Consider the following 25,192-nt stretch of genomic DNA (forward strand, 5'->3'; position numbering starts at 1 on the left):
CCTTATCAAACTATCCCTTATTCACCTATTATGGATTACGAACCCGTTCGAATCAGAGTGTCCTCGACACGATCGAGTGGATATACCTTCCTATACTGGACGATAGTTCGAACGAGAACAGCCGGTGTCACGGGGATCATTCCCCTGTGGTGGATGTGGGTAGCGGTACTCGCTGGGAGCGCTACGCGAGCGACGTCTTGTCGAGCGCGTCGAGGAGGATGTCGGTACAGCGCTCCCAGTACTCGGGGGTATGGCCAGCGTTGTGGGGGGTGACGAGGCAGTTGGAGAGCCCCCAGAGTGGGTGATCGGCGGGGAGTGGTTCGGGATCGGTGACGTCGAGGGCTGCACTCCCGATATCGTTGCCGCGGAGCGCCGCGACGAGCGCGTCCGTGTCGACGACGGGGCCGCGCGCGACGTTGACGACCATCGCGTCCGTCGGGAGCGTGAGGAAGACCTCCTCATCAATGAGGCCCTCGGTGATGTCGGTGAGCGGGCAGGCGAGCACGAGGTAGTCGCTGCGCGCGACGGCGTCGAGCAGCGCCGTCTCCTCGAAGCCGATGACGTCGTCGGCGTTCCCGCCCTTTTCGGGCGTGTAGCGGACGCCGATGGTCTCGACGTCGAACGCGCCGAAGCGGTCGATGATCGTCTCGCCGATCGGGCCCATCCCGACGACGGTCGCCGTCGAGCCCGCGAGCTCGCCGCCCTGGTAGTGGTTCCACTCCCCGCGCTCGTTCTGCGTCCACCCCTGCCGGAGGTTCCGCACGTCCGCGAGCACGTACCCGAGCACCTGCTCGGCGATGTTCGGGCCGTGCACGCCCGATGCATTCGTCAGAGTGACGCCCGCGTCCGCTAAGGCATCGAGAGGCAGGTGGCCGGTACCCGCGAACGTGCACGCGAACAGTTCGAGCGAATCAGAGGCTGCGACGAGATCGGGATCGATCTGGAAGCCCGTGGCGACCGTCGCCTCCATCAGCAGTTCGCGCTCCTCGCTGGGCGTACGCGCGAGCGCGACATCCAGATCGGGGCGGGCCTCGCGAATCGTCGCCGCATAGTCGGCCGGATCGAGACCGTGGATCTTGTCGTGAAGGACGACGACGTCATTCCTCCACCTCGCGAATCGTGACCTCGAGCATGCCATCGCGGAGCGTCCGCTCTTCGACCGCCTTCAGTTCCTCCGCGCTCGCGTCGATCGACGCGAAGTGGTTCCCGGCGAGTTCCCCTGCCGGGCTCTTGAAGCACGTCGGTCCACAGGGGACGAGGATCTCCTGCTCGTTCCGATAGCCCGGGTAGAGCAGGAGGTCGCCCCGAGAGGGGTAGACGGTGTGGTTCTCCCGCGGGATCTCCGGGAGGTCGATCTCGTCGATGTTGATCCACGTCGCGATACCGCTCCAGCGAACGTGCATCAGCTCCGACTCCAGTGGGAGGAACTCCCGGACCGCCGCGACGGACTCGGGTGCTCGGTCTTGGTGCAGTTCTGCGGTGAACGTCGTATCGTCGATTTCGATCTCTAGCATTGGTGTCGTCGTCTCAATGGTCGTCAGTCGTTGCGAGGTCCGCGATCGCATCGGCAAGGACGCGCGTCGCGGCCGTGCAGTCCGCCCAGTCGGCACACTCCTTCGGCGAGTGCGAGTGGCCGTTCTCGGACGCGACGAACAGGAGTGCCGCATCCGTGACGTCGGCGACCTGCATCGTGTCGTGACCGGCACCCGAGTGGACGGCCGCCGTCTCGACGCCGCGTGCGCGCGCCGCGTCCGCGACGATTCGCCGGCAGCGCTCCGAGAGCGGCGTCGGGGGGACGTCGTAGTCGCAGTCGAACGTCGTCTCGACGCCGCGCTCGGTTTCGAGGTCGTCGAGGACGCGCTTCACAGTGTCGAGCTGTGTCCGAATTTCGGGGCGCTCGACCGATCGGAGGTCGAGGCGGAGCGAGACCGACCCCGGGACGACGTTGACGGTGTTCGGCTCGACGTCGAGGCGGCCGACGGTGCCAACAGCGGTGCCGCTGCCATCGGCGGCGGCGTCGCTCGCGTGTTCCTCGACCGCGAGCACGAGTTCACTCGCCGCCGCGAGCGCGTCCCGCCGCTCGCCCATCCCCGTCGTCCCCGAATGGTCGGCCTCCCCATCGATGGTGACGTGACAGCGCGCCGTCCCCGTGATGTCGGTGACAATCCCGAGCGGCACGCCGGCGTCTCCGAGGCGCGTCGTCTGCTCGATGTGAAGTTCGAGCCACGAATCCCACGCGCTCGCGTCGAGCCGACCGGTCCCGCGATAGCCGGCTTCCGAGAGCGCGGACTCGAGTGTGACGTCCCCGTCCGAGAGCGCGAGCGTCTCCTCGACACCGCGCTTCCCGCTCGCGACCGTTGAGCCGAGGACGCCATCCGCGAAGCGTGTCCCTTCCTCACCAGTGAAGCAGACGACGTCGATTGGCCGCGACGGCGCGACGTCACGCCGTTGGAGCGACCGGACGGCTTCCAGCGCGGCGTAGACGCCGAGCACGCCATCGAAGATCCCCCCACGCGGCACTGAATCGAGGTGGCTACCGGTCGCAACGGGCGCGGCGTCCGGATCCGCGCTTTCGGGCGTCCAGCACCCAGCGATGTTCCCAACGGCGTCCACGCGCACGTCGAGGCCGGCCGCTTCTAATCGCTCGACGAAGTAGTCGCGCGCCTGCGTGTTCGCCACGTCCGTGGGGAGCGCCGTCCGGCCGCGGCCGGTTTCCGAGTCGACCGCGCCGAACGCGGCGGTTCGCTCCACGTCGCGTCGGAGCGCATCGCCGTCGACGGCGGACTCGATGCTCACGCGCCACCCCCGCGTGCACCCCATTCCGGGACGTTCCGCGCGCGGAACTCACCGTAGCCCGGGTCCGCGGTGACGCCGCACGCGTCCGCGACGCGCTCGCCGCGCACGAACGTCTCCTTCACGCGGCCCGTGACCTCGCGGCCCTCGTAGATCGAGTAGTCCGCGCGCGAGGCGTTCTCGTCGGCGGTGATGGTGTACGTCTCCTCGGGGTCGAAGACGACGAAGTCCGCGTCCGCGCCGACGACGAGGCGCCCCTTCTTCGGGAGGCCGAACGTCTCCGCGGGCTTCGCGCACATCGCGCGCACGAGGAACGCGTAGGAGTGCCCGCGCTCGTTGACGGCTTCGTCGTGGAAGACCGGGAGGCTCGTCTGGAGGCCGTTCACACCGAACGAGCACTCCCACCAGTCCTCGACGGTCTTCTCCGCGCGCGTCGACGCGACGTGGTCCGTCGAGACGACATCGAGCGTTCCCTCGCGGAGGTGCTCGAACATCGCGTCCACGTCGTCGTCAGCTCGGAGCGGCGGTGACTGGAGCGCGAGCATCCCCTGCTCGGCGTACGCGTCCGCCGTGAGCGTCGCGTAGTGCGTGCAGGTCTCCCCGCGGAACTGACTGCCGTCCTCGCGGACGGCCGCGAGCTCCTCCGCGGCCGCACGCGACGACGTATGGATGCCGTAGTACTTGCAGTCGGTGGCGTCCGCGAGCGTGACCGCGTCCGCGAGCGCCATCGCCTCCGCGTAGTCCGGGCGCGCCCCGGGATACTCCACCGGGTCGCCGCGCCCGTCGCGCTGTCGCTCCGCGGTCAACGCCTCACAGACAGCGGCATCCTCCGTGTGGAGGACGGCGACCGCGTCGAGGTCGGCGAGGCGGTCGAACGCGAGGCGGAGGAAGCCGTTCGAGACGCCGATGTCGTAGGCGGTGAAGAACTTGAACGTCGGGACGCCCGCCTCGACGACGGCGTCGAACTCCTCGAAGACGGACTCGTCCTCGGCCGTCACGGTCGCGTGGAGGCCGTAATCGACGTACGCGCCCTCGGCCTTGCGCTTCTGGCGCTCGATGGCGTCGAGGAGCGACCCCTCGTCCGCCCAGACGGAGCCGTCGGCATCGGCCTCGCGCTCGCCCGTCCACGTCTGCCACGCGAAGTTGATGACGGTGGTGATGCCACCGCGCGCCGCGGCGGCTGTCCCCGTCTCGTAGCTGTCGATGGAGTTGAAGCCGTCGACGTGGACGTGCGGGTCGACGACGCCCGGGAGGACGAGGCGGCCGTCGACGTCGAGCGTCCGCTCGGCCGCCGGGAGTCGGTCCGGGTCCCCGACCGCGACGATGGTTCCGTCGTCGACGGCGAACCCCGCGTCGCGGAGGCCGTCCGCCGTCGCGAGCGTCCCGCCGACGACCGTCAGGTCGACGCTCACGGCGCGTCCCCCGGCGTGGTGTTCGTGGCGTCGAGGAGGCCGTCGAAGCCGTCGGTGTCCTCCTCGTAGGCGATGCAGTTGAGTTCGACGTCGTGTACGTGTCGTGTGTCTGGCTGGCGCATCGAGCAGTCCTCTGTGGCGTGCGGACAGCGCGGGTGGAGCCGACAGCCCGACGGGACGTCCCGCGGACTCGGCACCTCGCCGCGCAGCGGTTCGCTCTCCGGCCTGTACGCTTCGTCCGCCGCGGACGTCACGGGAATCGAGGAGAGGAGTGCACGTGTGTACGGATGACGGGGGGACTCGAAGAGTTCTTCGGTCGGCCCCTGCTCCTGTATCTCTCCGAGGTACATCACGGCCGTCTCGTCCGCGAAGTTCCGGACGAGCGAGAGGTCGTGCGTGATGAAGAGGTAGGTGAGGCCGAGTTCCTCCTGGAGGTCCGCGAGCAGGTCGACGATTTTCGCCTGCACGGAGACGTCGAGCGCGCTCGTCGGCTCGTCGAGCAACAGGAGCTGTGGCTCGACGGCGAGCGCGCGCGCGATATTCACGCGCTGCTTCTGCCCGCCGCTCAACTCGTGCGGGTACTTGTGGAGGTACTCGTCCGTGAGGCCGACGCGCTCGAGCATCTCGCTCACGCGCGCCTCGCGCTCCCCGCGCGGGACGCCCGTCGCCTTCAGTGGGACGAGGAGCGTCTTCCTGATCGTCCGACGCGGGTTGAGACACGATGTCGGATCCTGGAAGACAAGCTGGATCTCCGAGCGGATCGTGTCGCGCTGGCGGCGGATCGGGTTCGTGATATCCTCACCCTGATAGCGAATGAGGCCGTCTGTGGTCTCGTGGATGTCGATGATGGTCTTCGCGACCGTCGACTTCCCACTCCCAGACTCGCCGATGAGCGCAAGCGTCTCACCCTCGTCGATACTGAACGAGACGCCGTCGACGGCCTTCGCGGGCGGATCATCCGTGAGCCAGCCGCCTGACTCGAAGTACTTTTTCAGGTTCTTCACCTCGAGAACCGGCGCGCTCATTGATCCACCTCCGTTTCCGTGATTTTGTCGTCCGCCATCAGGCGGCGCTTCGTCTCCGCTATCGTTGGCGTCGGCCCGTCGTCGACGTGACGCACACAGACCGCGTGTGCGTCCTCGCCGAACGAAGTGCGAGGAGGCTCCGTGCTCCGGCAGTCCTCGTCCGCATACGGACAGCGCGGGTGGAAACGACACCCAGTGGGCGGATCAGTGTACTCAGGAACAGAGCCGTCGATCCCGCCCGCCATCGGCTCGCCGGAGAGCCGGGGAATGGACGCGATAAGACCCTGCGTGTAGGGATGGCGGGCGTCCGTGAAGATTTCCTCTGTTGGCGCAGACTCGACGATACGACCTCCGTACATGATGTAGATGCGGTCGCTGATCTGGCGCGCGACGCCGAGGTCGTGCGTGATCATTAGGACACTCATGTCGCGCTCGGCGATGACGTCCGTGATGAGCGAGAGAATCCGGTCGTGGACGGTGACGTCAAGCGCGGACCCGGGCTCGTCGGTGATGAGGAGGTCCGGCTCGTTCAGGAGCGCCTGCGCGATAAGCGCGCGCTGGCGCATTCCCCCGGAGAGTTCAGATGGATAGCTGTCGATGACGGCCTCTGGATCGGGCATCTGCACCTCGCGCAGCATCTCGAGGACGCGCTCACGCGCCGCCGACCGCTCGGAACGCGAGTGGCGCCGCCGGAGGTAGGAAAGCAATCCCGCGTCGTCGCTCCCGCCGAACTGAGCGGTGTCCGTGAGCTGCTCGCCGACCGTGAAGACGGGGTTCAGGCTCGAGAGCGGGTTCTGCGAGACCATGCCGAGACGGTCGCCGTTCAGATCGTCGCGCTCCGCCTCAGAGAGCTCGTGCAAGTCCATCCCGTCGAACTCGACGTCGCCCTCAACGTGGGCGGGCGGCTCGTCGAGCAGGCCGGTGATCGCCTTCGTCGTCACCGACTTCCCGCAGCCGGTCTCGCCGACAATCGTCACGACCTCGCCACGATCGACGTGGAGGTCGACGCCGCCGACGACGTCCGCGTAGCCGTCGAAACCCTCGAAGCCGACGGAGAGATCGGAGACATCGAGGAGTGCGTCGTCGTTCATTGTTCCACCTCTACGTCGAAGAGGTCACGCAGGCCATCGCCGAGCATGTTGAATCCGATGACGAGGACGAAGATGGCGAACCCGGGGAAGACGCTGATCCACCACTTGCCCGGCAGGTACTGCGTCCCGTTCGCCACCATCGTCCCGAGACCGGGTTGTGGCGGCTGGACGCCGAGCCCGATAAAGGAGAGCGACGCGCCGGTGAGGATGACGATGCCGGCGTCCAGCGTCACCTTTACGAGAATCGGCGAGAGGCAGTTCGGGAGGATCTCGCGAAAGAGCACGTGGGGCGTGCTCGCGCCTGCGAGCTCTGCGGCCTGCACGTACTCTTCGTCGCGCTGGCCCGCCGCGAGCCCGCGTGTGAGGCGGGCGTACCACGTCCACCACAGAGACGCGATAGCGAACATCGCAATCTCGAGCGTCGGCTCGAATGCCGACGCGATCGCGAGTGCGAGCACAAGCGGTGGAAGAGCGAGAAACGTGTCCGTCACGCGCATAATGATCGTGTCGACCCATCCGCCGACATAGCCGGCGACGAGGCCGAGTAGCACGCCAATGGGGACGCCGATGCCGAGGACGACAGCAACGAGCATCAGCGAGATACGATAGCCGTAGATGATGCGCGTGAGGATGTCGCGTCCGGCACTGTCCGTTCCGAACGGATGTGCGAGGGTCGGGGGCTGATAGGCGTTCGCGAAGTCGGTGAATGCGCCGACCTGATCGGGGTATGGTGCGACGTACGGTGCGAATACGGCGATGATAACGATGATCGAGACGATACCGAGGCCGACCATGCTCATCGATTGGTTCGCGAAGCGCCGATACGAGCGGTACCAGAGTTCACGTCTCGAAGGGGAGACGATTCGATTGAGGACGTGTGCGGGTTCAGTATCTGTGCTCATGTGGTATCACCTGTGAGGTCGATACGGGGATCGAGAACGGCCATGACGATGTCGACGAAGAAGTTCACGACGACGAACGCGACACCAATAAGCATCGTCACACCGACAACCGCGTTGACGTCCGAGGTGAGGACGGACTGAACCCCGTACTTCGCGACGCCCGGCCACGAGTAGACGATCTCGATGATGAACGCGCCGCTGAGCAGCCACGCATACTGAAGTCCGAGAATCGTCAGCGTCGGAACGAACGCGTTCTTCAGTGTGTATTTGTGTGTTATCATCCATGATGGCAACCCGAACCCTCGAGACACCTCGATGAAGTCCTTTCCCTCGACGTCGATCATGCTTGAACGCGTGATGCGGATCACTTGCCCCATTCCGCTGAACGACAGCGCGAGCGCGGGTAATAATAGGTGACCCCACACGTCGACATGCGCCGAGAGTGACCCGGCGAGTAGGGTATCGATCAGGTAGAAGCCAGTTACGCGCGTGAATTCGGCGGTAGCCGCCGGGGAGACCCGGCCCGTGATTGGGAACCACTGGAGGAAGTACCCGAAGAGGAGCTGGAAGAGAATGCCGACGAAGAAGCTCGGCACGCTCACTGTGGAGAACGCGAACACGCGCGTGAAATTGTCGAGACGCCCGCCGTGATTGACGGCGGCGAGCACGCCGAGCGGGACACCGAGCCCCACCATGAGCGCGAACGCCACGGAGATGAGCTCGAGCGTGGCCGGGAGCTTGAACATGAGGTCCTGCACGACGGGGTTCTTCGTCTGGAGGCTCTGCCCGAGGTCGCCGACAAGCAGGCGGCGCATGTAGTCGGCGTACTGGAGTGGGAGCGGCTCGTTCAGCCCCATCTCGGCGGCGAGGCGCTGCACTTGCTCCTCGCTCGCCATCGCACCGAGCGCCATCCGAGCGGGGTTCCCCGGGAGGACGCGCGAGATGACGAAGATGAGGACAGACAGCCCAAGCAGGCTGACGACCATCCCCGAGAGGCGTTGTACGACCTGCTTCGGGTCGATCATTCGGTCGCGTGGAGGTCACGGAAGGTGTATTCGAAGCCCTGTGCCGGCCGGAGCGTAAGTCCTTCGACGTCGTTCTGGAAGCCGATTGTCTTCACCGTGTGGTAGAGGTGCATGTCGCAGTAGAGACCAGCGAGGACGCTCTGAAGCTCCTTGTAGATCTCGACGCGCTTCTCGCGGTCCGGCGTCCGGCGCGCCTCCTCGATGAGCGAGTCGACCTGCTCGTTGTTGAGGTGCTCCATGCTCATCCACGTGTTCGCGGCCTCCGAGTGGAACTGGTTGTAGAACATCGAGTCCGCCGAAGGGTAGGTCGGGACGTAGAACACCTGGCTGGTGTGCGGCGTCTTCTCCGGTGCCGTCGCCAGTTCGGTGATCGTCCCCCACGTCTGCGGGTTCAACTCGACGTTGATCCCGATGTCCGCCATGTTGTCCTTGAAGAGGAGTGCGATGCGCTCCTGGAACGAGTAGGAGGACGTGAACGTGTTCGAGATCGTAATGTCGCCCTCAGTGTATCCGGCGTCCTCAAGCACCTGCTTGGCGCGCTCGGGGTCGTAGGACGGCTGGAGGACGTCCTCCTTATGCGCCCCCCACGTCGGCGGCAGCGGTCCCTGTGCTTTCTGCATGTCGGGGCGGATTTCCTCAACGACCTGCTCGTAGTCGAAGCCCCACGCGATCGCCTCGCGGACTGCGGGGTCATCCGTCGGCGCTTTCTGCGTGTTGATCTTGTTGTAGAGCAGACCGAACGTCGGAATCTTCTCGACACGGGCATGATCCATCTCCTCGATAGCGTTGTACGTCTGGGAGCTCTGATACTGCCCAGTCATATCGAGCGTCCCGTTCTTCATCCGGGTGAGGACGGTGGAGTTCTCGGTGATGATCTCTACTCTGACCGTCTCGAACGCACCGTCAGGGAAGCTCTTGAAGTAGTCGTCGTACTTGGTGAAGGTAATGCCGGTACCCCGCGTGAAGTCCGCCAGCGAGTACGCACCGGAGCCCGCGTCGTTATCGTTGATGAACGCTTGGCCGTAGTCGCCGCGCTCACCGTATTCGCCGTCCTCAAGGTTGTTCATCACGAGTTTCTTGTCGACAGCGAACACGAGGACGAGGATCGGGAGGAACGGAGTGTACGGCCGATCAAGTTGGAATGTGATAGTCTGCTCGTCCTCGACGACGATGTTCTCCTTCTTGAGAACGCCGGTCAATAGAGAGGAGTACCCCTGCCCGAGGTCCATGAACCGCTCAAACGTGAACTTGATGTCTTCGGCGGTGACTGCGTTCCCGCTGTGGAACGTCACGTCATCGCGGAGTGTGAACGTATACGTCATGCTGTCTTCGGAAACCGTCCAGTCGCTCGCAAGATGGGGTTGGATCTTCCCTTCGCTATCGGGGAAGACAAGCGGATCATAGAGGTTGACGAGCGCCATCGCCTGCACGTAGTCCGTCCCCTTCGCGGGGTCGATGGTTCCGAGGCGCTGGGAGATGTTCGCGGTGAGGGTCGACCCGCTCTGCGACGTCGTCGTCCCCCCGGCACCTGTCGTGGTGTCCGACGACGCGTCCGAACCCGCGTCGCTCGTACAGCCCGCGAGGCCGGCGGCGCCGACGGCCCCGAGTCCGGCGAGGAATCCGCGCCGCGAGCGCCGTGAGGTGAGGTCGCGCGGGTCGATTCGCCCGTCGTTCCCGGCGCCGCTCATTGTGCATCCCCCACTGTTTCGATTGTCACACTGGCACGAGAGTAACAATAGTTTTGTTCACGATTCCGCTCACTTTCTTCGACGGATGCGTTCGTTTCGAACACGTTGGTCCACTTTCGACCAATGGTTGAAAAGCCTTACGCAGCACCTGTAATAACAGTCCCCGGTCGTGAAATCCCCTGGTATCTGATAGGGGAATATGCATTCCTTATACTGCCGTTCGCGCGCTCGAACCGGCTCACACTGGCGACCGATGCGTTCGCACATCTTGAACGCCAGTCGGACCCGATGGCGCCGCCACGTCCAGAACGAACCACTATGAACGTCATACGTCCGATAACCACGGTTAGAACACTCCGTATGTCTGGAAGACTGTCGATCACGGTTGAAATAGCCGAACATTGATATGCGTGCAGTCGCTCGGGGCGAGTATGAGCACGGACGACGAGGACGGGAGTCCGCGGACACTGAAGACTGTCACGGTGGCGACGCAGGTCATCGAGGTCGTGCGCGAGCGCGGGAGCGTCGGCGTCACGGAGCTCGCTGAGTACCTCGATCTCTCGAAGAGCACGGCCTACATCCACCTGAAGACGCTCGAGGAGAACGGCTTCCTCGTCCAGCGCGACGGCGCGTACGAGATCGCGTTCAAGTTCTTCGTGCTCGGTGAGTACGCCCGGAACCGGAGCCCGCTCTATCAGTACGGGAAACCAGAGGTGGACGAACTCGCCGAGGAGACCGGCCAGTACACGCACATCGTCACCGAGGAGAACGGCCACGGCGTCAACCTCTATCAGGTGAAGGGGGAGACGAGCATCAGCGACGACTATCAGTCGGAGAAACCCCAGCACCGCGACCACCTCCACTACACGGCCTCCGGGAAGGCCATCCTCGCCTACCTCCCGCGCGAGCGCGTCGAGGAGATTGTCGATAGTTACGGCCTCCCCGCGCGCACGGCGAACACCATCACGGACGCTGACGAGTTGTTCGCCGAACTCGAGGCGATCCGTGAGCGTGGATACGCGTACAACGACGGCGAGGAGATCGAGGGGTTCCGGGCGATCGGTGCGCCGATACGCAATCCGAAGGGGGAGGTGCTCGGGTCGCTGAGTGTCTCCGGCCCGGCCAGTTTCATGCGCGACGAGCGCTTCCACGAGGAACTTCCGGAGCGCGTCACCCGCGCCGCAAACGTCGTCGAGGTCAGCCTCAACATGAACAGCCACGCCTGACCGCATGTGTTCGAGATAAACGAACGGCGTCCCATCCAACGTCACAGAGAGGTGATTACATCAATATAATCGTAAAGCACGGCTCAGTGCGTCGCGTCAGTCGTTGGGGTCGCCACGCGGACGCAAACACGCGCCGTCGTCGGCGCGGTACAGACCGGTTTGTGGTGGAGTCGCCTTACCGAGAAGACGTTCGCCTATTTCAAACACCATCTGTGAGACGGCTATACTGGCCGTTTACGCCCGCTACTCTCTCGTGTCTAGGCATGCGCCGCTTCACATAGCCAGATTAGTTACAGCAAACGTTTTCTCTCTCGGCTCCTATTTGATCAATCTCGAACCTATATCTGTTAAATGGGATAGTACCCAAAGTTTTAATTCGATATAGTGTCGTGTATGAGCAGTAATGATAGGTGGCGACAAACCGACCGACTCGATCCGAGTGGGTATAAATGGCGAGATGGACGTCCTCGACGTCGAGCCCGGAGCGACGCTCATGGAGAGCCTCCGGAGCACCGGCCACTACGAGGTGAAGAACGGCTGTGACGAGGGTGTCTGCGGGTCGTGCAACGTTCTCCTCAACGACGGGGAGCTAACGCGCTCGTGTCTCACCCCCGCAGCGCGCTGCGACGGCGCGGACATTACGACCGTCAAGGGCCTCCTCGACGACGACGGCGATCTCCACCCGCTCCAGGAGGAGTTCCTCGAACACGGCGCGGCCCAGTGTGGCTTCTGCATCCCCGGCGTGCTCGTCGCTGCCTACCACCTCCTTCAGCACAACTCCGACCCGAGCGACGTGGAGATCGCCGACGCCCTGAGTGGCAACGTCTGTCGGTGCACGGGATATCTCCAGCAGCTCGAAGCGATCCGCGACGCGGCCGGCCGACTCGACCAGACGGAGCCGATGGAGGCCGAACAGTGACGTCCCGAGGCGACGAGATGGCGGACGACACGGAGGCCACCACTCAGTTCGCCGACGCACACTCCCCGGTCGGCGAGAGCGTCGAGAAAGTTGACGGCTGGGGGCTCGTTACCGGAAACGCCCGCTACACCGACGATGTCCCGACTGCCGACGCGCTCGCGGGTCGCATCCTCCGGAGTCCACACGCGCACGCCCACATCGTGTCCATCGACACCGCGGCCGCCGAAGCCATCCCGGGTGTGAAGGCCGTCATCACCCACGAGGACGTCCCCGAGAAACACATCACGCGCACCGGCTTCCCCTACCCCGCTCCCGCACCGTTCGACGAGCGCGTGCTGAACGAGACGGTGCGCTTCGTCGGTGAACCCGTCGCTGCTGTCGCCGCGCGAACCGCGGACGCTGCCGAGCGCGCGATCAACACTATCGATGTCGAGTACGATGTCCGCGCCCCAGTCTTCGACGCAGAGGCGGCGATGGAACCGGGCGCGCCGACAATTCACCCCGCGGTGTACGAGAACGAGCAGAAGGGCGCGGACCCCGAGCGGAACGTCGTCTGCGAGGCCCGCCACGAGGAGGGCGACATCGACGCCGGATTCGACGAGGCCGACACCGTCGTCGAGCGCGAGTACGAGACGCAGGTCGTCCAGCACCTCCCACTCGAAGTGAACACGTCGATCGCGTGGATCGACGAGCGCGAGCGCCTCGTCCTGCGGACGACGACGCAGGTCTCGCACATCTGTCGCGACACCATCGCGCGCGCGTTCGACCTGAACCGGACGGACGTCCGCGTCATCAAGCCCCGCGTCGGCGGCGGGTTCGGCGTCAGACAGGATGTCCTCCCGAACCAGTTCCTCAGCGCCGCGCTCGCGCTCGAAACTGGCGAGAAGGTCCGTCTGCGCAACGAGCGCTCGGAGGACCTCCACGTCTCCCAGACCCGTCACGCCCAGGACGTCACCGTTAAGACTGGCGTCCGCGAGGACGGGACGATCACCGCCATGCACGTCGACGTCACCTCGAACACGGGTGCGTACGGCTGTCACGGCTTCGCGGTGCTGTCGAACTCCGCGCACGAGCCGATGTCGCTCTACCCCTGCGAGAACCGGCTGTTCACCGGGCGCGCGGTCTACACGAACGTCACGCCCGGCGGTGCGATGCGCGGCTACGGTGCCGTCCAGGGGACGTTTGGAATCGAGAGCCATATGGACGAAGTCGCCGACGCCATCGACATGAACCCCGTCGAGCTCCGGCGGCGCAACCTCGTGCAGGCGGGCGACGAGAGCTTCGAGCCGGAGTTCAGCGAGAGCAAGCGACTCCTCGAATCCGTCGGCGTCGGCGACTGCCTCGATCGCGTCTGCGCGGCGGTCGACTGGGACGGTGGCCCCGACGAGCCCGACGAGGAGCGCTATCGGCGCGGCTACGGCGTCGCGCTCTCGATGGCGAAGTCGGGCGTGCCGAACAGCGAGTTCGCGCGCGCTCACATCACGCTCGAGACGGACGGCACGCTCACCGTCCGCGTCGGTATCGGCGACACCGGGCAGGGATCGGAGACCGTGATGGCGCAGCTCGCCGCCGGCGTCTTCGGACTCGACGTCGACTCGGTTCACGTGAAGGCCGACGACACCGACGCGACGCCGTGGGACAACGGCGCGTACGCGAGCAGCACCACGTATGTGAGCGGAAATGCGACCGAGAAGGCCGCGCGCGCCCTCGCCGCGCAGGTTCGCGACCTCGCTGCCGAGCGCTTCGACGTCCCCGCGGACGCCATCGAGTTCGTCGAAGGGGAGATCCGCCTCCCGAGTGGCGAGTCGCTGACGCTCGGCCAGTTCGCGGAGGAGGCCTTCATCGGCGAGACGGGGCCGAAGCGCCGCCTCACCGCGAGCGGCCGGCACTTCACCGCGCTCTCGCCGAAGCCGTTCGCCGCGCAGCTCGCGGTCGTCGATGTCGACACCGAAACCGGCGAGTTCGAGGTCGTCCGGCTCGCAAACGCCGTCGACTGCGGCACCGTGATCAACCCCGAGGGCGCGCGCGGGCAGGTCGTCGGCGGCGCCGTCATGGGCCTTGGACAGACCGTCTCGGAGGCGATCACGCACGACGCGGACGGCGTCCCCGAGCACCGCGGCCTCCGCGACTACGAGGTGATTCACGCGCCCGACCTCCCCGACCTCGACGTCGAGTTGGTCGAGACGCACGAGCCCACGGGGCCGTTCGGCGCGAAGAGCGTCGGCGAGGTCTCCGTCCTCGGGCCGGCCCCCGCGGTCGCGAACGCCATCGACGACGCCGTCGGTGTCCGGATCACCGACCTCCCGATCACACCCGCAAAGGTATGGGACGCCATCGGGGAGGAGCCATAGATGCCCGTCCGCTACGCGGGCAAGCGCGTGCAGGCCGACACCGTCGATGAAGCGCTCGCCCTCCTCAACGCGGAGTCGGACGCGCGCATTCTCGCCGGTGGATACAGCCTGATCCCGGCGCTGAAGGACGGCCTCGAAACGCCGGAGCAACTCGTGGACATCGCCGGAATCAACTCCCTCTCCGGGATCACGCACGACGGTGGCGAGACCCGCCTCGGCGCGCTGACGACGCACGCCGAAATCGCGGACTCGGAGACAGTCGGCGAGCACGCCCGCGCGCTCGCACTTGCGACGGACTCCGTCGGCGATCGGCAGGCGAAACACCGCGGGACGATCGCGGGCAACCTCGTGTTCGCCGACCGGAAGTACGACGCGCCGGCCGCCTTCCTCGCGCTCGGCGGGCGCATCGTCGCCCGGAGCCTCGACGGCACGCGGGCGATCGGTGCGGACGAGTGGTTCCGCGAGTCGGGTGAGATCGCGCTCGCGGCGGACGAACTCGTCACCGAGGTCGTACTCCCCGACACCGATCGGAGCGGCTACATCCGGACCTCGGAGTACTCCGGCTACGCGGTGGTGAGCGTCGCCGTCGCGCTCGACATCGTAGACGGCGTCGTCGGATCCGCACGCGTCGCCGCGAACGGGGCGAAGGCGTACCCGATACGCCTGCCCGCGGTCGAGGAGCGACTCGTCGGCGAACCCGCGAACGACCTCCCAGCGGCGGAGGCGGCTGATGCGGCGCTCAGCGACGTCGATCCCGCCTCACTCGTCGTCGACGCTGCGGCTGCGGGGCGCTACCGGCGTCAACTCGTCCGGTCATACTGTCGTCGGGCCCTCAAGCAGACGACCGCGTCGCCGTGACGGCCGTTCCGTGGGCCTCGGTACACCCCACTATCTCTGAGGCCGTATGTATGAAAAATCCGGTTAGAGGAGACGAAGAGCGTATTTTAAGCCACCAGTGAAAATATACGTCTCGAAGTACGCGAAACGACTAGCATAATGACGCAGAACTTATCTGACCCGTGGAGTGCGACGCGACGCGGCATCCGGCGGTCGATGCGCGAGCACGTAGACGCGAACTCGGACGCAGTCGTCGCGACCGTCGTACGCGTTGAGGGCTCCGGCTATCGCCGACCGGGCGCGCGGATGGTCATCAAACTGGACGGCGACAGCCGCGGCGCGGTCACCGCCGGCTGCCTGGAGGACTCCGTCGTCGAGGCCGCGCGACAGACAATCGTCGACGGGCGCGCACGTGTGCACACGTACGACCTCCGGGACGACGACGCCGACGTGTGGGGGCTCGGCCTCGGCTGTAACGGCGTCGTCGACATCCTCGTCGAACCGCTCGACGCGAGTTTCACGGCTGCCCTCGACGCGCTCAACGCGAAGCGTCCCGTGACGGTGCTTACCGCCGTCAGTTCGCGTGATCCCGCGATCGACATCGGCGACCGGACCGTGCTCGGCCCCGACACTGCCACAACGGCACGCGCTCCGCTCCCCGATGCAGTCACTGAGAGCGTCAGGTCCCGGCTCACGGATGCAGGGGACGGTGTCGCCGTCACCGTCGACATCGAGACGGCCGGTGGCGACGTGCGCGTCTTCGCGAATCACCTGACGCCGACGCCAGACGTCTTGCTCTTCGGGAGCCAGGCCGACGTGAATCCCGTCGCGTCGCTCGCCGCGCGCGCCGGCTTCCGCGTCCGCGTTGCGACCGCACGCGGCGCCCGCGCGGACGCCGAACGCTTTCCCGCGGCCGCGAATGTGCGCTCAACGCGTCCCAACGACCTCGACACTCTCGTTGAAGCGCCCGCGCATACGTATGCCGTCCTCATGTCACATAACTTCCTCGACGACCGCCTCGCGCTCGAGTCGCTCCTCGACACCGATATCCCACACATCGGCGTGCTGGGGCCACGGTCACGCTTTCGCGAACTCCACGAGGCGATGGACCGACCGCTTGATCCAGCCGACGACGCACGGATCGCGGCGCCGTGCGGACTCGATCTCGGTGGAGATGAGCCGACAGCGATCGGCTTCAGCATCGTCAGCGAACTCCTCGCCGTCCACAACGACCGCGACGGCGGTCGGCTCGCCGAGGGGTCAGGGCCGATCCACGCACGCCCCGAGATCGCATGACGTCGGTGGGTGTGCTGCTCGCGGCCGGCACGGGCTCGCGCTTCGAGGGCGGGAACAAACTCTGCCAACCCATCGCCGGCGAGCCGATCGTCCGGCGCGCGACCCGCCAACTGCTCGCGTCACCGGTCGAGGAGAGCGTCGTCGTCCTCGGGTACGACGCCAAGGACGTGCTCGCGGCGCTCGGCCCGCTCGCCGACCACCTCGACGTGGTTCGGAACGAAGACTATCGCAAGGGGCAGAGTACGTCAGCGAGCGTCGGCGCGCGTGCGGCGCTCGAACGCGACGCCACGCACGCGCTGTTCGCGCTCGGCGACATGCCGTGGGTGGCTCACGCGACATACGCTCGTCTCATCGAGGCGGCGTCGACACGTGACGAACCCGCCGTCGTCCCCACCTTCGATGGCCGTCGCGGGAACCCGGTCGCGTTCGACGCGCGCGCCCTCCACGAGTTCGACACGCTCACCGGAGACACGGGTGCGCGTGCACTTTTCGGGTCTCTGACGGTCGCCCGACTTGCCGTTGACGACCCCGGAATCCACGCGGATGTCGACACATTCGCGGACCTCGAGTAGTGACCCGCGCCGTCCTACCAGATACAGTGGCCGATCGTCGTTCTACATCACTTCTATGATGATTGATGTTATAGATCACGTTATATTTGGCGTGAGTTGTGTGGGTAGTGTTCAGAGACGTTGATTCCACGCGAACCTGAATAATCTGAGCCAATCGTCGACGGTTTCTGCGTCGGCGTTGCTGAAACAGTTTGAGAAACAGGAAATTCGTGGCACTGTCTAGTTAAGCTAGTTTGAGGGACGAGCAGGTCGTTGAGTGAGTTGGTCAAGATGCTCGCAGACCTGCTCAGCGAGTGCTATGACGCGGATTTAGAAGAATCTTGGGAGCGTGAGCGGACGGCGACGCCCGTCAGGGCGTTCGCCGTCCGCCTCCACGCGACCGGTTGCTCACTTAGGGAGACAAAAGAGATTCTTCGGCTATTCGGCGTGGAACGCTCGCATCAAGCGATCTTTCAGTGGGTACATCGCGTATCTGATAGCGTTGGCGACCCGCCGACGGCGAAGCCGTCAAGGGTCGCGGTTGACGAGACCGCCATCAAGATCAACGGCGAGTGGTCTTGGTTGTACGCTGCAATTGACCTCGACACGAAGTTGATTCTCGACGTTGAGTTGTTTGGACGGCATGGCACTGATCCGGCGGCTGCGTTTCTGCACGGGCTCCGCGAGAAACACGATCTCTCCGACACGGTGTTTCTCGTTGATCAGTTTGGCTATCGGACTGCCCTCGCTCGATTAGGTTGAACGGTCGGGTGGACTATACCGACCGGAACCTCATCGAAAAGTGGTTCCACACCCTCAAAATGCGTATCGATCGTTTTCATAACTCGTGGGTGGGCAGTCGGTCGAGTGCACACGAATAGTTTGAATAGTTTGTGCATTATTACAACCACCAGAGACCGCATCAATCGCTCGATGGAAGAACGCCAGCAGAGGAAGTTCTAAACTAGACAGTGCCTAAGGACATTAGTGGACAGGGAATAGACACGAATGTCATCGGACGCCGGCCGTTCGCAATCAACGAGCCCGAACCCGACCTTCCTAGCATAAAACGAATCTACGTCAGAGGACTGACGGAGACGACGCATGGGAATGCGATGGGGATGCATTGGTGTTCGGTTAAGCACTGGATCGCCTCCTGAAGGCCTCAGCTACTCGTTCGCTGAGTAAGAGCCGCGATTTCTCTGGTTGGCGGGCGTCACGAAACATCAGCTCCGACAGGTTCGGCGGTGGATGGCCCAACGACTGGGCCAGATCGTCGAGGATGAGCTGGGCGAGAGACCGGAAGGTCTTCGCCCAGCGTTCTCGCGGAAACACTGTCTCTGGGAACAGCTCCTGAAACACCCCGAGCAAGGCTCTGCTGACCGTCAGAGTCAGCAGAGCCGCCACCACTAACAGCTCGACTATCGCTGGGTCACTCGTCTGGAATTTCTCCAGCCCATACAGCGACTTCAGCTCCCGGAACACCAATTCCACTTCCCACCGCAACCCGTACAGCGCCCCGACCTGCCTTGGAGTGAACTCATCGGGCAGATTCGTCACGTACAGGTGGTAGTCGTCGGTGTCCTCGTTGCGGACACCGACGACGCGAAACTCCATCGAATCCGTTGACTGCTTCCCAGCGTATGCCCGCCGTTTGAACTCTATCTCCACGGTTACGTCGATGATCTCCCGACTGAGATCTCCCAGAACGTCCCGAAGACGACGCTCTGGCAAGGAAATGGCGCGCCCGCGCCATTTCCGTCGCTCTCCGACGATCAACGGATTCGCGTTCGACTTCAGCCGACTCAGGAAGAACCCGCCGTTCTCATCGATCAACGCGAAGCGGCGAAAACTGTAGAAGCCCAGATCGAACAGTAACAGCCGGCTTCGCAGCCAACTCCCGGTGCGGAGTTGGCTGCTCTCGTGGGTGCGTTCGTCGGTGAGCTGGAACTGCTCGATCGTCTGCTTGGTCGCGTTCTGCACGACGTGGAGCTTCGCGCCAGATTGACCCGGGTGAGTCGCGGGAAACGCATCGAGGAGCCGATGCAACCTGAGAACGGTTGCATCGGCGATCAGTACGTCTCGAAACAGCTCGAACTGTGGCGCGATCGTGTGAGGAACCACGACCTCCTCGAGAGCGTGCTCGAGGAGGTCGCTCAACAGTGCTGCGAGGGCCGGCGTGAACCGGTCGTAGAAGCTTGAGCGGGCAACGGTCTGGTTGGTTGCTGCGGAGTACGCTCGTTGAAAGCCGGCGATAGTTCGGGCTTCGCCGTCGACGGCGAAGCCCATGATGAGCGTCCAGACGAGCATCGTGATGTCGATTTTCCGATCACGCTGGACGACATCGCGCTCGCGCGCGATGTCTTCGATTAGCTCAGTGGGAAACAGGGAAGTCAACCGCCGTCGTATGAGAGTTGGGGAGAGTTGGTTTAGCACATTCTCTCCCCACGCGGTCTACAACGATAGCTTCGTCACTTGAGCGCTGTCTGTCGGTTTCTCCGCTTAACCGAACACGGATGGATGGGGATGGGGATGGGGTCAGCTGACTTCGTCCACGACGATATTGCGGCGGAATTTGAGAGCTCGACAACGCTATCAGCGCAATCACAGCGAGCACGACGCGCGGTGTGCGTCTCCCGCCGGTCGTTGGTACGGATAAGGCGGGAATTGTGGCGCCGCTCTCGACGATTGGCGTCGTCGACCCGGAGACAGTCCGTCTGCTCCGAGCACCCGACACGATACATCTCGGTCGTCTATACGGTCGGGCGCGCTCGTTGAGGAGGCGTACGACCGTGATGATCTCCGTGTCGTCAAGGAACCGGCACCACTCGAGTTCGTAGATGGCGATCTCGCTGCACCGTCGTTCCATTACGACTGAGCGACGTCACCGCCGGAGCCGGTCGTTCTACGTTCATGTGGGGACAGCGGGTCGCCGTTGAGTTGGGTCACGATTGACGAAATCGTGATATAGTCCGGGCACCGACCAGCTTCAGGCTGTCCTTCTTCGAGGGGAGAGCCCTGTCGTTTACGGTTAATGAGACGTGCTGTGCCCTTCACACCCCGAATGCTTCGTGATCGGGGACGGAAGTGAATCCGACAACGTCGACACAATCTATGCTGAGTCATCTCCGTAGAGGAGGTCGTCGACGTCCTCGGAGAGGTCGGAGGTGTTGGCTTCAGTGTAGGATGCGTGAGTCGTCTCGATGCTTCGGTGCCGGAGGATGTTCTGAGCGTCTTCGGCCGACAGCTCGGTGTATGCGCGGTGGCCGAGTCCTCGACGGCCGCCGTGCGGCTTCAGGTACTCGCCGTCGACGGCGAGGCCGGCGTCCTCGCAGAGCTGGCGCATCACGCGGCGGGCGCCCTCGGTTGTGAGCGCTGGCGGCGCGACGTCGTACTCGCGGAGGACTTCGTCGATATCCGCGGCGTTGTCGAGAATGGTCTCGATTTCCTCGGCGTTGAACTCTCGGTCGGCGAGTGTCTGCCGGACGGCACGGTACTTACTCGTCGCGTCGGCCGTGGGGATCACGGGCCAGTCCTCCGAGGCGGGCTCGAGAACGCGCCGGTAGCGGTCAACTTTCTTCCGCGTCGTCGGCGGGAACTGCACGGTTTCGCGGTCGCGAGACTTCCCCAGGACACGGATAGCCCCGTCGCCGAGGTCACGCCACTGGATGCCGTTGCGGTCAGAGTCACCCGAGACGGCGAAGAGTTCGGCGCCACGCGCGCCCGTGTCCGCGAGGAGGTAAGCGATGGCCCGATCGCGGAACGCCCGCTCGTGCTCGCGTGTTTCGTCGTCCAGGGCGTTGTGTGCCTCCGTGTCGACGTAGCGGAGGAGTGCCTCGCGAGCGTCAGCCGACCAGAACTGCTGGCCCTGCTCGACTTCCTCTGTGTCTTCCGGGAGTTCGTCTTTGACGCGGTCGGGCTGCATCGGGTTCGTTGCGAGGAGCTGCTCGCCGTCGACACACCAGGAGAAGAACGCCCGGGCGATGTTGTAGTACGTGTGTGCGCTCGCGGCCGAAAAGTCACGGTCCGTGTCGAAGGTGAGGGGGTGGGCCTCGTCGACGACGCGATCGTGGAGGTACGCCTGCACCCAGCGTCGGCAGTCATCGTCGTCGACGGCTTCGACGGTCTCGACGTCGCGGTGAGTACGGAGCCAGGCGGCGAGTTCGCGGAGGACAGTCGCGGTGTTCTCCCGGTAGCGATCCGAGTCGATGCCGCGGAGGCGTCGGTCGATGGCGTCTTCGAGGCGCGTTCCCTGGGGGTCGCGCCCGTCATCACCGGTCTGAGTTGGAGCCACGTTCTGTGCCTACCCCCACGGTCGGCCACACAATAAATCTGGTTGGTCTTACTCTTCTAAGACAAACCAAAACCGTTTCGCCCCAATCCCGTGTTTTCGGCGAGTAGCGGCGCCGCGGGCGCAGTATTAAGTCTAGTAAATCGTATGTCGATATACAGAATCTTCGCCCAATCGCTCCCACAGTTTCGGAGGATAGCCCAGTTTCAGATCGAATTAACATCACTTCGTGGTTCTTCTCACCGACCAGTCCTGATTTGGATCCTTACCGATCGCATCTACTGGGCGGACGTGCGAAATTGCGTAGATTCTGCCGCTCCTGATTAGGGTTGTCACTCCCAAACGGCGGACTCAGGGGGATCAGCCGGTTAGTCGTGTGGAATCAACGACGAGGCAACGAGCTCAACACACTCACCCGCAGTAATCACAGGTGCGTAGTCCATCTCACCTCCCACACTCGCTTTCAGCAGGAAGTCGGTGAGCCGCCAGATATTGTACAAGAGGACCGCGAAAACGAAGTAGAACAAACGAATGCGGTAGTCTTTCGAGGAGGTCTTCGCGAGAAAATCACCTTTGATCGATTTGTACTCACTCTCGATCTGCCACCGGCGGCTGTAGCGCTGACAGAATGTCTCGGCTTCCTCAGGACCGACTCGTAGATTCGTCGCGAAGACGGCCGTTCCCTCCCCACTCGTCGACGGCACGTACAGGAGCCGCATTGGATGCGATCCAGATTCTACATGGATAGAAGCCGACTCAACAGCCACCTCTTGGTCGTCTCCCTCCATTTGTTCGAGCACATCCCGTTCGGAGCTTGAGACTCGCTTCGGAATGAGGTAGTTCACATCGAGGTTTGAGAGTGTCTGGAACACTTGTATCGAGTCAAACTCTCGATCACACAGCACCGTCTCGATCGGAACTTGTTCTTTCGCTCGTCGAACGAGCCGTCGCACAGTACGATGGATCTGATTCGACGGGTTCTCATCCCACTCGGAACTCTCACGGACCGGCTCAACCGCCAGAACGAGCGGGATGTTCTGCCCGATGATCGAGAGGGTTGCGAATTTGAATGCTCGACCGTCTCTGTCCTTGGTCCCGCTGACCATCGGCATTCCTTCGACCTCTCCGTAATAGGGAATAGTCGTGATATCGATTGCAGCGGTGACCGGCCTTCGAAAGGATGCTTCCGAGGCGATCACGGAGAGCAAGCGATCCGTTGTCTCGTTGAATCCGTTCACGAGTTCTTCGGGATCGAACTGCTTGACGGCGCGGAGGTGGGTATCACCATGGGGGCTGTACTCTTCGCCATGGCGATATTGGAAGCGAGTCGCTCCCTGCGCAGTTCCACAGTGGACCATCCCCATGAACGTCTGTAGCTCAAAGAATTGTGTGTCCTCGTACGAGGCGTTCGACGCCCGACCAGAGTCGAAGTGACCGAAGGCGTGATCACGCGCGAGGCGCGTTGTCTGGATGATCTCCTTCTGTGAGAAGGATTTGTCTTCTACTGGATCTGCGGCTTCTTGCTCATCGTCGACGATCTCTGCCTTAGGCCGCACCTCCGGCGCTGAGATGTCGCGATCGTGGACTTCCTTGATGACGTAGTGGGCGGCTGTGGTGACGAACTCCCGGGTCGCCTCGTCGAACCGGTTACGCCAGGTCCGCGAGAGCACCGATTCGTCGGGGATTTTCTCCAAGTCGAAGACAACTGCGAGTTCGGGATACTGGGCGAGCGAACGGTAGCTTTCGCCAGTGAGTTCGCGGTAGAGTAACAAGCGTACCATCCCCTCGAACGAGTGCGGTGCTGGATGCCACTCTGGGTAGCCGTCATTGAGCGAATCGAACGGCCCCTCCAGAGTTCGAAGAGCCGTGCAGAGGGACTGATCGGCTTTGAGTGCCTCTGTGAGTGTCAACCCGACAAGGTAGGCGTCGGTCAATCGGTGCTCCTGAGAAGTCATGTGAGCTATCCCATCAGCCAGTCACACAAGCGGCGCGATCCCATCCTCTTTGCGCAGGAACCGCTGCTGTTGAATCGGTCAGCACAAACAAGTACTCTGTAAGTCTCGCAGCTACGCTTCGTTCACTCATAGCTAACACCTTCATTGATGATGACTCAATCATCCTGCTCGACGTTGAGGGTGAGAAACTGGTCGGGAGATTCTGGAATCAACTATGCTGAGATAACTCGTGTGAGGACAACCAGCTTCTCAAGAAGAGGCGCGGCGTGAGTGGGAAAACTGGCATCTATAGCCCGTTAAATCGGTTTACAGAGTGCCATCTATCCAAACTGCACCGATTTTCTGATTCCGAATACCAACCGTATGCAATCGAAAAACCCCTCCTAAAGCGATCAGGCAGAGTTTCAGTCTGCAGTTTGGGTGCTAGTGGATGGTGTCACTCCTGGAAGCTCGGGGATGGATAGATCCACCCGGCGGAGCAGTTGCGCGTTGATGGCGACGATTACTGTACTCAACGACATCAGAAGCGCACCCACAGCGGGAGACAGCAGAATCCCGATCGGTGCCAACACGCCTGCTGCGAGCGGAATCGCGAACACGTTGTAGCCGGCGGCCCAGACGATGTTCTCCTGCATCTTCCGGTAGCTCGCCTTACTGAGTTTCACGAGTCGCACTACATCCATCGGGTTGTTCTGCACGAGAATGACATCCGCCGACTGGACGGCGACGTCGGTGCCGCTCCCGATGGCGATCCCGACGTCGGCTCGCGTCAGCGCCGGCGCATCGTTTACACCGTCACCAACCATCCCCACGAGCTTCCCCTGGTCTTGGAGTTCCTGGACTTTCTCGTCTTTGTCTTCGGGGAGGACCTCGGCGAACACCGTGTCGATGCCCAGTTCGTCAGCGACAGCGTTGGCGACGTCCTGGGAGTCGCCAGTCAGCATCGCCACTTCGATTCCCAGATCGTGGAGGGCGTCGACGACGCGGAAACTCTCTTCACGGATTACGTCGGCCATCGCGAACGCGGCGATCAACTCACTGTCACGAACGAGATACACCACCGTTTGAGCGTTCTGTCCCGCCTCGTCAGCGAAGCGCTGGAGATGGGCGGGGATCTCGCTATCGAGCTGGGTCAACAGGTTCGGCCCACCGACCATTCGTTCTAGTTTAGTGGCGATCAAAAGCGAACTCACCCGATTCAACCTCTCTGCGTAACCGTTCCCTGTGTGGATTTGGATTCCGCGACGCCCACAGCAACAGCTCGTCCAGATCCGGCAGTTCGTAGCCCAACTCCAGCATCAGGTACAACTGGATCAGATGTGCGTGGCGTTCAACAGCTAGTGACCCACGACGAGGTGGGAGCCGCGACGCCGACTCGTCGGCGTCCGCGGCGTCACATCGCTTCGCCTCCAGTTCGTGGAGTTCGTCGATGATCTCGCGGCTGATCATCAACGAGATCGCCGCCATGATGATCAGCGCCTCGATGATGTACGGCTTCGTCGTGTTGATCTCGTCAAGCCTGAACCGCGATTTCAGCTCCTTGAACAGCAACTCCACTTCCCACCGCGCCCGATAGAGCTGTGCGATATCGGGCGCGGGATAGTCGCTGCGCGGCAGATTCGTGAAGTACAGGTGGTACTCATCGTTGCCTTCGTCGAGTAATCCGACCAGCCTGAACTGCTTCGTTGCAGTAGCCGAGGAACCGCGTTTGCGGTCGAACTCCAACTCGACGAGAACGTCGAGTTCCTGTCGCTGAAGGTCGAGGGTGTCATAGAAGTCTTCACACACTATAGTAGAGTTTCTAACTGTTATAGAGCGTTACTAGCTTAG

General features: G+C 63.4%; 18 protein-coding genes and 6 pseudogenes. 9 read left to right on the top strand and 15 right to left on the bottom strand.

Going from position 1 to position 25,192, the window contains the following annotated elements:
- Nucleotides 1-181 precede the first annotated feature (181 nt).
- Genes ABDZ36_RS08510 through ABDZ36_RS08550 form a run of 9 tightly spaced genes read right to left on the bottom strand, consistent with a single transcriptional unit; the run spans nucleotide 182 to nucleotide 9,936 of the window.
- Nucleotides 182-1,138: a D-2-hydroxyacid dehydrogenase gene (locus ABDZ36_RS08510; RefSeq protein WP_211312484.1), complete on the bottom strand. Its 957-nt coding sequence runs from the start codon at nucleotides 1,136-1,138 to the stop codon at nucleotides 182-184.
- Complete coding sequence (locus tag ABDZ36_RS08515) at nucleotides 1,098-1,514, bottom strand: DUF3830 family protein (protein WP_211312483.1); 417 nt, start codon at nucleotides 1,512-1,514, stop codon at nucleotides 1,098-1,100. The genes ABDZ36_RS08510 and ABDZ36_RS08515 overlap by 41 nt, the downstream gene beginning before the upstream one ends.
- Nucleotides 1,515-1,527: 13 nt before the next feature.
- Nucleotides 1,528-2,820 carry a M20 family metallo-hydrolase gene (locus ABDZ36_RS08520; RefSeq protein WP_211312482.1) on the bottom strand — a complete coding sequence of 431 codons (1,293 nt, stop codon included), beginning with the start codon at nucleotides 2,818-2,820 and terminating at the stop codon, nucleotides 1,528-1,530.
- Nucleotides 2,793-4,205: a dihydroorotase gene (locus ABDZ36_RS08525; RefSeq protein ID WP_211312481.1), complete on the bottom strand. Its 1,413-nt coding sequence runs from the start codon at nucleotides 4,203-4,205 to the stop codon at nucleotides 2,793-2,795. Before ABDZ36_RS08525 ends, ABDZ36_RS08520 begins: the two co-directional genes overlap by 28 nt.
- Nucleotides 4,202-5,230, bottom strand: coding sequence for an ABC transporter ATP-binding protein (locus ABDZ36_RS08530; protein ID WP_211312480.1), 1,029 nt, complete (start codon nucleotides 5,228-5,230; stop codon nucleotides 4,202-4,204). Before ABDZ36_RS08530 ends, ABDZ36_RS08525 begins: the two co-directional genes overlap by 4 nt.
- A complete protein-coding gene (locus ABDZ36_RS08535; protein WP_211312479.1) occupies nucleotides 5,227-6,321 on the bottom strand; it encodes an ABC transporter ATP-binding protein in 1,095 nt (364 codons plus the stop codon). The genes ABDZ36_RS08530 and ABDZ36_RS08535 overlap by 4 nt, the downstream gene beginning before the upstream one ends.
- Complete coding sequence (locus ABDZ36_RS08540) at nucleotides 6,318-7,223, bottom strand: ABC transporter permease (RefSeq protein ID WP_211312478.1); 906 nt, start codon at nucleotides 7,221-7,223, stop codon at nucleotides 6,318-6,320. The genes ABDZ36_RS08535 and ABDZ36_RS08540 overlap by 4 nt, the downstream gene beginning before the upstream one ends.
- Nucleotides 7,220-8,248, bottom strand: a complete 1,029-nt coding sequence (locus ABDZ36_RS08545) for an ABC transporter permease (protein WP_211312477.1) — start codon at nucleotides 8,246-8,248, stop codon at nucleotides 7,220-7,222. The genes ABDZ36_RS08540 and ABDZ36_RS08545 overlap by 4 nt, the downstream gene beginning before the upstream one ends.
- Complete coding sequence (locus tag ABDZ36_RS08550; protein ID WP_211312476.1) at nucleotides 8,245-9,936, bottom strand: ABC transporter substrate-binding protein; 1,692 nt, start codon at nucleotides 9,934-9,936, stop codon at nucleotides 8,245-8,247. Before ABDZ36_RS08550 ends, ABDZ36_RS08545 begins: the two co-directional genes overlap by 4 nt.
- A 431-nt stretch (nucleotides 9,937-10,367) precedes the next feature.
- On the opposite strand from ABDZ36_RS08550, the gene ABDZ36_RS08555 reads away from it, so the two are divergent.
- The 6 genes from ABDZ36_RS08555 (at nucleotide 10,368) to ABDZ36_RS08580 (ending at nucleotide 17,137) form a co-directional block, all read left to right on the top strand.
- Complete coding sequence (locus ABDZ36_RS08555) at nucleotides 10,368-11,162, top strand: IclR family transcriptional regulator (RefSeq protein ID WP_211312475.1); 795 nt, start codon at nucleotides 10,368-10,370, stop codon at nucleotides 11,160-11,162.
- Between the two features lie 403 nt (nucleotides 11,163-11,565).
- Complete coding sequence (locus tag ABDZ36_RS08560) at nucleotides 11,566-12,081, top strand: (2Fe-2S)-binding protein (protein ID WP_211312474.1); 516 nt, start codon at nucleotides 11,566-11,568, stop codon at nucleotides 12,079-12,081.
- 17 nt (nucleotides 12,082-12,098) lie between these two features.
- The gene (locus tag ABDZ36_RS08565) at nucleotides 12,099-14,432 is read left to right on the top strand and encodes a xanthine dehydrogenase family protein molybdopterin-binding subunit (protein WP_211312473.1); all 2,334 of its coding nucleotides are present in this window, start codon (nucleotides 12,099-12,101) and stop codon (nucleotides 14,430-14,432) included.
- Complete coding sequence (locus ABDZ36_RS08570; protein WP_211312472.1) at nucleotides 14,433-15,290, top strand: FAD binding domain-containing protein; 858 nt, start codon at nucleotides 14,433-14,435, stop codon at nucleotides 15,288-15,290. It begins immediately after the preceding gene.
- 138 nt (nucleotides 15,291-15,428) lie between these two features.
- Complete coding sequence (locus tag ABDZ36_RS08575) at nucleotides 15,429-16,565, top strand: XdhC family protein (RefSeq protein WP_211312471.1); 1,137 nt, start codon at nucleotides 15,429-15,431, stop codon at nucleotides 16,563-16,565.
- Complete coding sequence (locus ABDZ36_RS08580) at nucleotides 16,562-17,137, top strand: nucleotidyltransferase family protein (protein ID WP_211312470.1); 576 nt, start codon at nucleotides 16,562-16,564, stop codon at nucleotides 17,135-17,137. Before ABDZ36_RS08575 ends, ABDZ36_RS08580 begins: the two co-directional genes overlap by 4 nt.
- A 111-nt stretch (nucleotides 17,138-17,248) precedes the next feature.
- Here the strand turns inward: ABDZ36_RS08580 and ABDZ36_RS08585 are convergent.
- Nucleotides 17,249-17,347: pseudogene (locus ABDZ36_RS08585) on the bottom strand (IS6 family transposase); the annotation flags it as partial.
- Nucleotides 17,348-17,407: 60 nt separating this feature from the next.
- Here ABDZ36_RS08585 and ABDZ36_RS08590 point away from each other — a divergent pair.
- Together ABDZ36_RS08590 and ABDZ36_RS08595 are read left to right on the top strand one after the other, a co-directional pair.
- Nucleotides 17,408-18,084 (top strand): annotated as a pseudogene (locus tag ABDZ36_RS08590) (IS6 family transposase).
- 9 nt (nucleotides 18,085-18,093) lie between these two features.
- Nucleotides 18,094-18,261 (top strand): annotated as a pseudogene (locus ABDZ36_RS08595) (nickel pincer cofactor-dependent isomerase, group 22); the annotation flags it as partial.
- On the opposite strand, the gene ABDZ36_RS08600 reads toward ABDZ36_RS08595, so the two are convergent.
- Complete coding sequence (locus tag ABDZ36_RS08600) at nucleotides 18,254-19,552, bottom strand: IS4 family transposase (RefSeq protein ID WP_211312469.1); 1,299 nt, start codon at nucleotides 19,550-19,552, stop codon at nucleotides 18,254-18,256. The pseudogene ABDZ36_RS08595 and the gene ABDZ36_RS08600 overlap by 8 nt on opposite strands.
- Nucleotides 19,553-19,618: 66 nt before the next feature.
- Here ABDZ36_RS08600 and ABDZ36_RS08605 point away from each other — a divergent pair.
- Nucleotides 19,619-19,994: pseudogene (locus tag ABDZ36_RS08605) on the top strand (nickel pincer cofactor-dependent isomerase, group 22); the annotation flags it as partial.
- Between the two features lie 234 nt (nucleotides 19,995-20,228).
- Here the strand turns inward: ABDZ36_RS08605 and ABDZ36_RS08610 are convergent.
- The 4 genes and pseudogenes from ABDZ36_RS08610 to ABDZ36_RS08625 form a co-directional block, all read right to left on the bottom strand.
- On the bottom strand, nucleotides 20,229-21,410 hold the full coding sequence (locus tag ABDZ36_RS08610) for a tyrosine-type recombinase/integrase (RefSeq protein WP_211312468.1): 1,182 nt from the start codon (nucleotides 21,408-21,410) through the stop codon (nucleotides 20,229-20,231).
- Nucleotides 21,411-21,775: 365 nt separating this feature from the next.
- Nucleotides 21,776-23,362 carry a transposase gene (locus tag ABDZ36_RS08615; protein ID WP_188870785.1) on the bottom strand — a complete coding sequence of 529 codons (1,587 nt, stop codon included), beginning with the start codon at nucleotides 23,360-23,362 and terminating at the stop codon, nucleotides 21,776-21,778.
- 404 nt (nucleotides 23,363-23,766) lie between these two features.
- A pseudogene (locus tag ABDZ36_RS08620) lies at nucleotides 23,767-24,525 on the bottom strand (HAD-IC family P-type ATPase); the annotation flags it as partial.
- 4 nt (nucleotides 24,526-24,529) lie between these two features.
- Nucleotides 24,530-25,123 (bottom strand): annotated as a pseudogene (locus ABDZ36_RS08625) (transposase); the annotation flags it as partial.
- Nucleotides 25,124-25,192: the final 69 nt, after the last annotated feature.

The organism is Halarchaeum salinum (genome assembly GCF_039520965.1).
GTDB lineage: Archaea > Halobacteriota > Halobacteria > Halobacteriales > Halobacteriaceae > Halarchaeum > Halarchaeum salinum.

What these genes read in the sequence shown, in the direction of transcription:
- ABDZ36_RS08535 (WP_211312479.1), bottom strand. Translation starts at nt 6,321, where the DNA reads ATGAACGACGACGCACTCCTCGATGTCTCCGATCTCTCCGTCGGCTTC.
- ABDZ36_RS08575 (WP_211312471.1), top strand. Translation starts at nt 15,429, where the DNA reads ATGACGCAGAACTTATCTGACCCGTGGAGTGCGACGCGACGCGGCATC.
- ABDZ36_RS08565 (WP_211312473.1), top strand. Translation starts at nt 12,099, where the DNA reads ATGGCGGACGACACGGAGGCCACCACTCAGTTCGCCGACGCACACTCC.
- ABDZ36_RS08530 (WP_211312480.1), bottom strand. Translation starts at nt 5,230, where the DNA reads ATGAGCGCGCCGGTTCTCGAGGTGAAGAACCTGAAAAAGTACTTCGAG.
- ABDZ36_RS08555 (WP_211312475.1), top strand. Translation starts at nt 10,368, where the DNA reads ATGAGCACGGACGACGAGGACGGGAGTCCGCGGACACTGAAGACTGTC.
- ABDZ36_RS08545 (WP_211312477.1), bottom strand. Translation starts at nt 8,248, where the DNA reads ATGATCGACCCGAAGCAGGTCGTACAACGCCTCTCGGGGATGGTCGTC.
- ABDZ36_RS08560 (WP_211312474.1), top strand. Translation starts at nt 11,566, where the DNA reads ATGATAGGTGGCGACAAACCGACCGACTCGATCCGAGTGGGTATAAAT.
- ABDZ36_RS08580 (WP_211312470.1), top strand. Translation starts at nt 16,562, where the DNA reads ATGACGTCGGTGGGTGTGCTGCTCGCGGCCGGCACGGGCTCGCGCTTC.
- ABDZ36_RS08520 (WP_211312482.1), bottom strand. Translation starts at nt 2,820, where the DNA reads ATGGGGTGCACGCGGGGGTGGCGCGTGAGCATCGAGTCCGCCGTCGAC.
- ABDZ36_RS08615 (WP_188870785.1), bottom strand. Translation starts at nt 23,362, where the DNA reads ATGACTTCTCAGGAGCACCGATTGACCGACGCCTACCTTGTCGGGTTG.
- ABDZ36_RS08515 (WP_211312483.1), bottom strand. Translation starts at nt 1,514, where the DNA reads ATGCTAGAGATCGAAATCGACGATACGACGTTCACCGCAGAACTGCAC.
- ABDZ36_RS08550 (WP_211312476.1), bottom strand. Translation starts at nt 9,936, where the DNA reads ATGAGCGGCGCCGGGAACGACGGGCGAATCGACCCGCGCGACCTCACC.
- ABDZ36_RS08510 (WP_211312484.1), bottom strand. Translation starts at nt 1,138, where the DNA reads ATGGCATGCTCGAGGTCACGATTCGCGAGGTGGAGGAATGACGTCGTC.
- ABDZ36_RS08570 (WP_211312472.1), top strand. Translation starts at nt 14,433, where the DNA reads ATGCCCGTCCGCTACGCGGGCAAGCGCGTGCAGGCCGACACCGTCGAT.
- ABDZ36_RS08540 (WP_211312478.1), bottom strand. Translation starts at nt 7,223, where the DNA reads ATGAGCACAGATACTGAACCCGCACACGTCCTCAATCGAATCGTCTCC.